The organism is Bradyrhizobium sp. HKCCYLS3070 (assembly GCF_051167575.1).
Classification (GTDB): domain Bacteria; phylum Pseudomonadota; class Alphaproteobacteria; order Rhizobiales; family Xanthobacteraceae; genus Bradyrhizobium.
In genome coordinates this window covers 34,628-46,157 of record NZ_JBNPTI010000022.1, presented here as the reverse complement: position 1 = coordinate 46,157, position 11,530 = coordinate 34,628, and the positions used below count along the sequence as shown (strand labels likewise).

The window sequence follows — 11,530 nt, the reverse complement described above, 5'->3', positions numbered from 1 at the left end:
GGCACGATGATGGCGGGCGATCCGGCGAGGCGGCGGGGAGGAGCGGGATGAGCGACACGATCGGCACCTATTCCTTCCTGCCCTGGCTGCGGCTCGGCGTGGCGAACAGCATCACGGCGTCCGACAACGACCACTCGGTGGCGCTGCGCGCGACGATCAAGGTCGACTTGTCGCTGGCCGGGCGACCGGTCCAGGGCGACACGGATCTGACGGCGACGATTTCGCGCGATGTCGCGCTCTATGGTCCCGGGGACATCGTCGGCATCGATCCGATGGCGGTGGTGAAGGTGGAGCCGCGCGACTGGATCACCAATTTCGAGCCGAACTACCTGCCCTTCGTTGAGTTCTACGACGAGGATTTTCCGTGGCGCTACACGCCAGCGGCGCCGGACGAGTCGCGCCACCGGCTGCGCCCGTGGCTCGCACTCCTGGTGCTCGAGGTGGAGGAGTTCAAGGAAGTCGCGGTGTCGTCGGCGCGGCCGCTGCCGGCGATCGAGGTGACGGGCGATCCGGTCTCGGTATTTCCGCCCGCCGACCAGCTTTGGGCCTGGGCGCACGTCCACGTCAACCGCGACCTGATCCAGCAGGACGGCGTGGTGGAATCGACCAATGCGGACCAGGCGAGGGCGCGACTGGAGAGCCTGCTGGCCAGCAATCCGGACTACGCCTATTCGCGCGTCCTGTCGCCACGTCAGTTGAAGCCGAATACGTCCTACCATGCGTTCGTGGTGCCGACCTTCGAGAGCGGCCGTCTCGCCGGCCTCGGAATCGCGCCGGCGGCGAATCCCGCACTCTTCGCCACCCTGTCGGCCTGGGTGGACTATACCGACCGGCCGTTCCCGACGCTGCATCCGGTGTACAAGCGGTGGTACTTCAAGACTGGGACGGTGGGCGATTTCGAGTACCTCGTCCGCCTGTTGAAGCCGCGTCCGCCGGACTCGCGGCTCGGCCGCCGCGACATGGACACGCAGACGCCCGGCTCCGGGATGCCCCCCATCGCGGTCGCCGGGCTCCACGGGGTGCTGCGGCTCGGCGGCGCGCTCAAGGTACCGGACGAGGCGCTGACCGGCGCGCAGGAGGCGGAAGCTTCGGCCTACGAGGGCTGGGACGAACCCTACGCGCACGAATTCGAGAAGGCGCTGGCGGGCTTCGTCAACCTGACCGACGACTATGCCCGCGAAGGCGCGCCCGACCCGGTGATCACGCCGCCGCTGTACGGCCGCTGGCACGCGCTCACCGAACGGCTGCTTGAGGAGGCGGACGGCAGCGACGCGCCGCAGCCGCGCAACTGGGTGCACGAGCTCAATCTGGACCCGCGGTTTCGCGTTCCCGCCGCGTTCGGCACGGCGGTCGTGCAGAAGAATCAGGAGGCCTATATGGACGCCGCCTGGGACCAGGTCGGCGACATCCTTGCGGCGAACCGGCGGATCAGGCTGGCGCAATTCGCCAAGGCCGCGGCCGCGATCTGGCATGCGCGCCATCTCGGGCCGCTGAAGGATCTCAGTGCGGAACGCGGGCTGACAATGATGGCGCCGGTGCAGCGCCGGGTGATCGCCGACGGCTTCACGCTGCGCCATCGGCTCAAGGAAAGCACGGTGCCCCGCGCGGCGCTGTCCGCGCCGTTCCGGCGCGCGGTCCGGCCGCGCGACCAGCTCGCGGCGACGCTCGGCTTCGACTCGCCGAAAGGCGCCGAAGAGCTGCTGGAGAAGATCAATCGCGGCGAGGTCAGCGCGGCGCCGCCGCGGGTCACCCCGGAAGCCTTGCCGGTGGTGGAGGATGTCGCCGCGCAGCTTCAGCCGAAGTCGCTGCCCGCGGAGCTGACCAACTGGCTCACCAAGCACCGCTGGGCGAAGTGGGTCCTACTGGTCGTTCTGCTGCTGCTCGCCGTGCTGCTGCTGGCCGTCGCCGTCCCGCTCGCGATCGTGGTCGCGGCAGCGGCGCTGGCGCTGTTCCGATGGCTGGTGCGGCTGGAGAAGCAGGCCGGCATCGCGACCGGCGTGTTGCCGCAAGGGGCTTCGCCCGAGATCATCGACGCGCTGCCGGGCTTTCCGTCGTTCACCATCCGCGATCCCGATCCCGCCGCGCCTGAGCCTGTCGGCGGCGCTTCGTCCGCCGACAGCCCGGAGGCGGCGCGCTTCAAACTGGCCCTCAAGGATCTCAACCGGCTGCTCACGGTCAGCGCCGATCTCGGCAAGCCGCCGTTGCGCAAGCCGATCGACATCGCCGCGCTCGGAGCGTCGACCTTCGCTGCGATTGATCCCGACAAGACGGTGCCCGCCTTCACCTTCTCCTCGATCACCATTCCGCCGCGAGTGCTGGCCATCAACGGGATCGCGACGCTGCTGCAGCCGGAAGTGTTCAAGCCTGTGATGGCATATCCGGAAATCGACCTGCCGATGTACAAGCCGCTTCTCGGCCTGTCCGACGAGCACTTCCTGCCGAACATCGACAAGATTCCGCAGAACACGATCACGCTGCTCGAGACCAATCAGCGTTTCATCGAGGCCTACATGGTCGGCCTCAACCATGAATTCGCCCGCGAGCTGCTGTGGCGCGAATATCCCACCGACCAGCGCGGCAGCTGCTTCCGCCAGTTCTGGGACCCGAGCGGCGTGATCGACCGGGAGGGCCTGTCGAAGGACGAACTGCGCGAAAAGCTCCGCGATATTCCGCCGCTCCACACCTGGTCGCTGTTCTCCAAGCTCGGCGATCACGACCATCGCGAGAAGCCGGGCGAGAACGAGGAGGAAGTCGTCCTCGTCATCCGCGGCGAGCTGCTGAAGAAATATCCCACCGCGGTGATCTACGCCCAGAAGGCGCGCTGGCAGCGCGACGACGGCGGCGCGATCAATCCCCGCGTCGAGCGGGTGCTGGAGACCGACGGTCCGGTGGAAGACCGCCTGCGCACGCCGCTCTACGAAGCCAAGGTCGATCCCGACATCACCTTCATTGGCTTCGACCTGACCTCGAAGGAGGCAAAGGGAGGTACCGGCCGCGGCAATTCGACGGCGCCGGGCTGGTTCTTCGTCATCAAGGAGCGGCCCGGCGAGCCGCGCTTCGGCCTCGATATTTCTCGCGACGGGCCGCTCAACGTCTGGAACGACCTCGCCTGGCCTGACGTGCTGTCCGACGCCGACAAGGGCTTTCTGCAGATCAGGCCGGGCGGGCCGACCCTCACCCTGGACGATCCGGTGGCGCCGGAGCTGCAGGAGAAGAAACAACAGTACGACGAGGACAAGGCGCTACGCTGGCATCCGGACAGCAACTCCGCGGAGCTCGCCTACATCCTCTACCAGGTTCCCGTGCTGGTCGCGGTGCACGGCAGCGAGATGCTGCCGAACTGATCGCGCAGCGGACACGACAGGGGGCGGCGGAGGCGAAATGTCCGAGTTCGATGATATCCGCAAGGAGCTGGAAGCGTCGCGCGCCGCGGCCGATGCGACGTCGCGCGAGATCGGCCGGCTTCGCCACACCCGCGCGCGGCTGATCCGCGACCGCGCACGGGCCGAGCGAATCAGCAAGGGCGCCGATGATCCGGCGCTGGCGGCGATCGACAAGGAGACCAAGGCGGCGGCCTCCGAGATCGAGCGGCTGGGCGGTGCGCTGAAGGCGGCGAAGGACGAAGTGGTCCGCAATAGCGGGCTGTTCGCGAACTTCACCGACCCACGCCGCAACATCGGCCTGCTGTCCGATCAGACGCCGATCCTGCTGATGCCGCTGCGGATCGAAACGCGCTTCAAGCAGGCGGCGGAATTCGGCGGCGACCGCGACGAGCTGTGGGTCCGGGTTTATCCGGACGACATGGCCGTCGACAGCTTCGAGGAGGCGTTGTCGGAAGACGAGGTGAAGCGCGCCCAGGCCTATTGGGCCGACGTCTGGCGGGCGAACCACGACCCCGCCGGGGAGCGGGCCGCCTGGCGAACGCTCGTGAGCGGACAGGGCTCGGGGCGGTCCTACTACGTGACCCAGACTCATCGCCCGCTCAACGAGGCGGCGCGACCGGCCAGGGTGGAAGGCGTGCCGACCGTGATCCTGACGGTGGTGACCAGCGCGCCGCTGGCCGATCCCGAGCGAGGTGCGGTCAGCGCATTCTGGACCGCGCTGTGGCGCGCCGGCACGGATGTGGCCGCGCAGACGGACGCGATCGCCGCGCTCGATAACGCGCTCGGGGCCGAGCGCGCCGCGGCGGTCCGTGAGGCGTACCGGCCGCGGAATCTCGCCGACGCGCCGCCCGAGGGCGCGGACCGCGCGACCACCGCAGTCATCGCCGCGTATCTGGAGTTTCCCGCCGCGGACGCCACGCCGATGCGCGAGACCGGTTGGTCGCAGCCCGCGACCGCGCGGACCTTGCCTGATCGCCTCGTCCTGCTCGGCTACAACGGCGGAACGCTCGAACTCGAGCAACTCGGAAAACCGATTCCGTCGCCGCTGCCGGTCACGCCGTCGCCGACCGGAACGGACGACGCGTCGGTCGCGCACGACGGCGACGACATCACGTTCGGTCCGGAGCTCGAATGGGTGCGCAACTTCGACCGCGCCGTCGAGATCGGCATGGGATTCCGGGTGCCGCTAACGCCGCCCGCCTTCCGCCGCGGCTTCGATCAGTTGATGGTGCTCGGTGTGCGGCTCGGGGCCGATGCAGACGCCGGCCGGGTCGCGCTGGAGCAGTTGTTCGCCCATCATCATCAGTCGAAGGCCGGGTTCTCGATCCTTCCGCAGGGCCAGCCGACCAACAACGTCGAGGGCGAGGGCGCCGCCTACAGCTGGCGCGAGGATTCCGACGTCAGCTTCGATCACTACTTCGGCACTCCGCCCCTGGAGCCCGACGGATGGTTCGAGCGGACAGACGGACGCTGCCTCGCCGCCACGCTCGGTCTCGATCCGGCCGCGCTGGCGGCGATCCCCTTCTACCATCGCCACGACGTCAACGACGCCCGCGCCATGAACACGGCACTGTGGCCGGCTACGCTCGGTTACTTCATGGAGAGCATGCTTCATCCGGTCTTCGACGATTCGACGGCGGAGCGGACCCGCGACTTCTTCGTCCGGCACGTGTCGGCACGCGGGCCGATGCCCACGATCCGCGTCGGTCGTCAGCCCTACGGCATCCTGCCGGCGACGCCGCGCTCGCGCATCCAGTGGATCTTCGCGGGGTCGAACGTCGCAGTCGGGGCCGCGCACGCGCCGGACGATCCGGAATTGCGGTTCCTGACGCGGTTGTATCAGTTGCTGCGCAAGGTCGAGGCCGACCTCGAGCCGCTGATGTCGCGGGTGTCCTACATCGGCAAGCCGGGCGGCGACCGTCATCAGATATTGCTCGATGTCCTCGGCCTCCACGCTGGATCGGTGGAATTCCAGCAGCGCTTCGCCGAAAGCTTCAAGGAACTGTACAACCGCCTCGCGATGCAGGGGGCGGGCGGCGCCTTGGTCGCGCTCCTGCTCGCCGCGGGCTATGTCGGAAGCGGGCTCGATCTGCTGAAGCAGCTCGGCTACACGCCGCCCGAGGGGATCGAGGTACCGGACATCCTCGAGAAACTCTTTCTCAAGGCGCCCAACCAGCTCAAGGGCCCGCTGATCGACGACCGTCCATTGTCGGAGACCGAGCAGATCCGCGCCTACACCGCCGGCGGCGACAACTACATCGGCTGGCTGATCAAGGCTGCGGCGACCTCCCACGACGCGCTGCGGCTGCAGCAGGGCTTCACCCAGCGCCCGAACGCGCTGCTGTATCTCATGCTGCATCACGCGCTCGACCTGAGCTTCGTCGAGACCAGCATCCGCCTGTTCTTCAATGCCGGGCTGATCGGCGAGACCGAGCTGAAGGCGGCGCGGCGCGAGCCGAAGTTCTTTCAGGTCGAGGAGGCGAGCCTCGCCGTGCCGGCTGCGGCCGGCGGCAGCCGCTGGCGCTACCTCCACCGCAGCGACGCCGCGGTCACCGGAACGGGACTGAGGACGGTCGGCGAGTTCATCCCGACGGTGCTGACCTCGATGGTCGCCACCGCGTATCTCAAGCGCCAGCTCGATGCGCTCGAATGGCTGAAGAGGTCCCCGACGGCGGTTCTTGAACGGGTGTTCGTCGAGCATCTCGACCTCTGCACCTACCGGTTCGACGCCTGGTACGGCGGCATCATGAGCCGCCAACTGGAACGGATGCGCTATCCGTACGGTGCCGGCCGGGGGACCGCCCAGCCGGGCGCACCGGCCGGCGAGGCGAAGACCGGAATCTATCTCGGCGCCTATGGCTGGCTCGAGAACGTCAAGCCGGAGTTCAAGAAGCTGACGGCGGTCGAACTGCCGGCAAACCTCGCGGCGATCTTCGCCGATCCGGATGCGCCGCCGCTGATGCGCGACCGCAGCAACCAGGGCTACATCCACGCGCCGTCGCTGAACCAAGCGGTGACCGCCGCGGTGCTGCGCAACGGCTATCTGTCCAACGCCACGCCCGACAATCCCGGCAGCCTCGCCGTCAATCTCAGCTCGGAACGAGTCCGCATCGCGCTGTCGATCATCGAGGGAATGAAGGGCGAGCAGAGCCTCGGCGCGCTGCTCGGCTACCAGTTCGAGCGCGGCCTGCACGACCGCCACGACGTCGAAGTGGACGGGTTCATCTACGACCTCCGCAAGGTGTTCCCGCTGGTCGGCGACCGGCTGACTCCGACGCGTACCGGCCGGCTCGACGCGTTCGGTCGGCGACTGCGGATCAACCGGGTGGAGGCACGCAACGTCATCGACGGCCTTGCTTTGGTCGAGCACATCAAGACCAGCGGCGTGAGCAGCTACCCGTTCGGCCACGATGCCGACCTCCCGGCGGCGAGCCCGCAGCAGGCCGCGGCGATCACCGCCGAGGCCGCGCGGATTGCCGACATCGCCGACGCGGTCGCCGACCTCGCGATGGCAGAGAGCGTGCATCAGGTGGTGCAGGGCAACTACGACCGCGCCGGCGCCGTGCTCGACACCTACTCCAAGGGAAAATTCCCGGCGACCCCCGACGTGGTGCGCACGCCGCGGTCGGGGGTGACGCTGACCCATCGGGTGGCGCTGCATCTCAAGGCCGGGCTCGACCCGAACGACGGCGCGCTGACATCGCCGCGGGCGAAGGCGGAGCCCGCGCTCAACGCCTGGCTCGCGGGCATTTTGCCGCCGCCGGCAGCAGTCGCCTGCTCGGTGACGGTCACCGACCCGCTCGATCTCTCCTCCGTCACCTACAACGTGACGCAGGCCGATCTCGGCCTGCTGCCGATCGACCTGCTGTATCTGCTCGATCCGGACAACGATCCAGCCGCCAAGGCGCTCGACGATCTGATCGAAGCGCATGTGATCGCCGTCCATGCACCGCGCCCGGACGCAATGCTGACGATCGCCTACCGCGAGAGGATTGCGGCGATCGCCGGGCATGTGCCGCTGTTCGAACTGTCGGCGTTGGTGCGGCATCTCAGAAGCCTGCTACTGCGTTCACGTCCGCTCAAGGCGAGCGACATGGCGATGGCCGGCGAGGCGAACGAGGCGGTCGATCTCGACGCGGCGCTCGCGCGCGAGCGGGCAACGCTGCCGCGCGATCTGCTCGCCGCGCGGCTTGCGGATCTCGACGCCTTCCGCACGGCGCTGCAGGCCCGCCTCGACGCCAAGCAGGAGGCTCAGATCGCCACGGAGATCGAGCAGACGATCACCGGCTTCGTATCGTTGATGCAGGGTCTCGGTCCATTCGCGGCGTTGCAGACCGGTACCGGTGCCGTCTACGCCGACCGGCGGCGGATCTTCTCCCAGTTGCACGCCGCACTCGCCGGCTACATCGCTCGATGGACCAGGCAACTCGCCGAGTTCGACGCACGCATACTCGCCTACGACGCTGATTCCGGCGCGCCGGACGCGGCGAAGTTCCTGGCGCTGCGGGTGGCCGAAAAGCTGATCGCGACCGCGGCGACCGACCCTCTACCGGCGCAGCCGGACGATTTCCGCGACGATCTCATGAGCGGCAAGCGCGCCGCCTTCGTTGGACAGCGCGCCGTTCTGATCATGCTCTACGACAATGCGTCCGATCTCGCCGCCCTGCATGACGGCATCGAGGCGTCGAAGGCTGCGAACGCCGCGTTCGACGCGGCGGCGATCGACATCGCGGCACAGCGCACGGCGATCGTCGCCCTCGCAGAGGACATGGCGAAGCGCACCGCCGCGCTCGCGCTCGAACTGACGACGCGGCTGCCGGCGATCCAGGCCCGGCTCGATCAATACGATGCCGCGGCGGAGGCGAAGAACAAGATCGAGGCATTGACCGCCGCGGCGAAGCTGCTGTTCGGCGAAGATTTCAAGATCGTTCCGGATTTCGGTCTGCCAGCGGCGCAGGCCGGCGAATGGAGCAACGCCTGGGGCGCGGGGGCGCAGGCGGACGAGACCATTCTCGGGTTCCTCAAGACGACGATCGGACGCCGCTTTCCGCTCGACGACTGGTTCACGGGTGTCGCGCGGGTGCGGTCGAAGCTGCACGATCTGGAAGCTTCGCAGCATCTCGCCGACGCGTTCACGGGGGCGGGCGTCGCGCTGCAGGCGCTGCAATTTCCGCATCGCCCCGAGTTGCCGTGGCTCGGACTCGAATTCCCGGAGACCGATGCCGACGGAAAGCCGTTCGTGATCGACGAGGACAAGCTGCTCTATACCGCGCATTTCGCCGAAAGCTTCGATCCGGCGCGGCGGCAACTCGGGCTGTTGCTCGACGAGTGGACCGAAGTGATCCCGCGTCCGACCGAGGATACCGGTCTGGCGTTCCACTTCGACCGGCCAAACGCCGAACCGCCGCAGACTCTGCTGCTGGCGCTGCCGCCGAAATTTGTCGGCTCGTGGCAGTGGCAGGATCTCGTCGACACGGTACGCGAGACGATGGACCTCGCCAAGAAGCGCGCGATCGAGCCCGACCACGTCGACACGACCGCCTATGCCCGCTTCCTGCCGGCGCTGGTGTCCGCCGTGGCCTTCCATCCGATCACGGCCTCGCTCAACTTCGCTTTCAACAACAACCTCGCCGCGGTGCTGGCCGAGACGGAGACGGGCAATGGCTGACTATGTCGCGGTTCAGAACCTCTCCGCCGTGTTCTCCGGCAAGGTGAAGCTGCCCACCATCACGTTGTGGAACAGGCTCGAGGGCCGTCCACGCACGCACGATTTCGACCGCGCGCTCAAGGCCGAGGTCCGTGATCCGCTGTGGCTGCTGACGAAGCAGTGGCAGATGGGCGAGTTTCAGGGCGACGACGCCGGCTCGCCCGTCGTCGCCAAGGTGCACATCGAGACCACCGAACTGACGAAATACCGCGCGGCCGGCAATCCGCCGGAAGCGTTTGCGGACGACGTACCGCTCGAAGCCAAGGTCGAGCGGCGGCCGATCCCGTTCCGTCTCGCCGGCCAGAAGATCGCGTTCGATCTCCGCATCGCCCTGGGCCGGCGCTGGCTGAAGCTCGTCGCCGGCATCGAGCCGGGGCTTGCCCAGCAATTCATAGCGGCGCTGCCGGTCGCCATGCCAGATCCGGCGCTCAAGGCCGATGCGCCGGTCGCCGCCCATCGCGAAGCCTGGCAGACGATGGCGGCGCTGGCCGGCCGGTCGATGGACGGCTACGACCTCGTCGAGCATCTGACGGCCGCGCCCGGCAATCACGCGCACGACCTCGTCGTGCTCGGCAATCCAGCCAGCACCGCTGCGATCGAGACGGCGGAGGCGGAATTCCTTGGCTGGTACCGGGAGGCGTTCTACCAGCCCGCCGCGGGTGCCGCCGATGCCTGGCTGCCCGATCGCCTCGAATACGCCTTTGCAGCGTCGGCGCCCAAGGCGGGCGGCGAGAAGCTCGTGGTCGCCGACGAATACTTCCAGGGGCATCTCGACTGGTACAACTTCGACGTCGACGCCTCCGGCGCAGGACTCGGTGACCTGGCGGACGCGCCGCCGCCGGCCGCCGTCGAGACGACCTTTACGGCATCGTTCATCCCGGCGCCGATCCAGTTCGACGGCATGCCGAACACACGCTGGTGGACCTTTGAGGAGGGACGAACGAATTTCGGCGACATCGATCCGGAGACGACGGACGTCAACAAGCTGCTGCTGATCGAATTCGGCCTCGTCTACGCCAACGATTGGTTCCTGATGCCGTTCACTGTGCCGGCCGGGGCGATTACCCGGGTCGCCGGCATGAGCGTGACCAACGTCTTCGGCGAGCGGATCTGGGTTGAAGCCGCGGGCAAGGGCACGGACGCCGATTGGCAACGCTGGTCGATGTTTACACTGGCGACGAAGGGGAGCAACGACATTCCCGCCGATCTCAGCCTGTTCATCGTGCCCAGCGTGCCGAAGATCCAGGAGAGCGAGCCGCTGGAGTCGGTGGAACTGTTCCGCGACGAGATGGCCAACATGGTGTGGGGTGTCGAGTCGCGGGTGATGTTGGCTTCGGGCGACAGCAAGAGCGGGCGCAGCGCCGCGCTCGACACCCGCCGCTATTTCCGTCGCCTGGTGGAGGAGAGCCTGCCGCCGGACCCAGCACCTGCGCCGCCGATCGAGAACGACGCCGCGATCCGCTATCGGCTGATGAGCGAGATGCCGGAGAACTGGATCCCATTCATCCCGGTGCACATCGACAACGACAGCCGCGAGATCCAGCTGCGTCGCGCCGCAATGCTGCGGGTCATCGACCGTGACCCGGATCCGCCGGTGCGCGTCGAACCTCGCACCGATCTGCTGCGCCACGGTCTCGACCTCCCGCAGCAGCAGGGCTACAATCTCCATGAGGAGGAGGTGCCGCGCGCGGGCATTCGTGTCACCCAGAGCTTCCAGCGCACGCGCTGGTACAACGGCCGCACTTTCGTCTGGCTCGGCATCCGCAAGGAGACCGATCGCGGCGAGCGGTCGAGCAAGCTCGCTTTCGACGCGATCCTTCCGAAGCGAAAGGCATGAACGCATGAAACGTCACCGCCGACATATAGCGGTGGCGCGGCCGCCGGCGATTGAGGGTTGAACGGGCGCGCGTCATTGCCAAGTCGGGAATTTCTCACGCGACGGCAGACGCCCGGCGCCACAAGATTACGTAGCGGCCAGCAAGTGTGAATATCCGAAGACCCGTTCTCAACCTCAGCGCTTCCTTCATGACATAGGAGCAACGGAGAGCGAGCACGAGGAACGCCGTTCAAGATTGAGCGCGGAGAAGTTCGCCTTGATTGTGCCGAATCGAGGGTTACTGCGTTATTGTACGTTGCGGCTTCAGCAGCTTCGGCAGAAGCCCTTAGCCATAAGGGCAGAGATCACGCGGGATCGCTTATAGCATGGGCAACCGCAGGCTCTGCTCAAACCTGGTGATGGGTAGTCCCACCGCAGGCCGTCTCAGCCGGGCTCGTGAATTCTGTGCAGCCCAGTCACCAAGGCGGTAATCACGCTTATCACGGCGCTCGTACCATGGTCATTCAAGAACGAATCTCTGCGTCATAGTTGTCATGGCACCCCAGTCTGCCACGTGGAGCGCGACGATGGTGCTGGTTGGTGACACCGTCGCACTTAAGGGGA

At 67.3% G+C, this 11,530-nt stretch carries 3 protein-coding genes; all 3 read left to right on the top strand.

What is annotated here, in order from left to right:
* The first annotated feature begins 47 nt into the window (after positions 1-47).
* From ACQR03_RS32540 to ACQR03_RS32530, 3 genes are read left to right on the top strand one after another with little or no spacing between them, the layout of a single operon-like run.
* Positions 48-3,344, top strand: coding sequence for a hypothetical protein (locus ACQR03_RS32540; protein WP_434842328.1), 3,297 nt, complete (start codon positions 48-50; stop codon positions 3,342-3,344).
* A 37-nt stretch (positions 3,345-3,381) separates the two neighbouring features.
* Positions 3,382-9,051 carry a hypothetical protein gene (locus ACQR03_RS32535; RefSeq protein WP_434842329.1) on the top strand — a complete coding sequence of 1,890 codons (5,670 nt, stop codon included), beginning with the start codon at positions 3,382-3,384 and terminating at the stop codon, positions 9,049-9,051.
* Entirely contained in the window at positions 9,044-10,927 is a 1,884-nt protein-coding gene (locus tag ACQR03_RS32530; RefSeq protein ID WP_316226895.1) for a hypothetical protein, read from the top strand. The genes ACQR03_RS32535 and ACQR03_RS32530 overlap by 8 nt, the downstream gene beginning before the upstream one ends.
* The last annotated feature ends 603 nt before the right edge of the window (positions 10,928-11,530 follow it).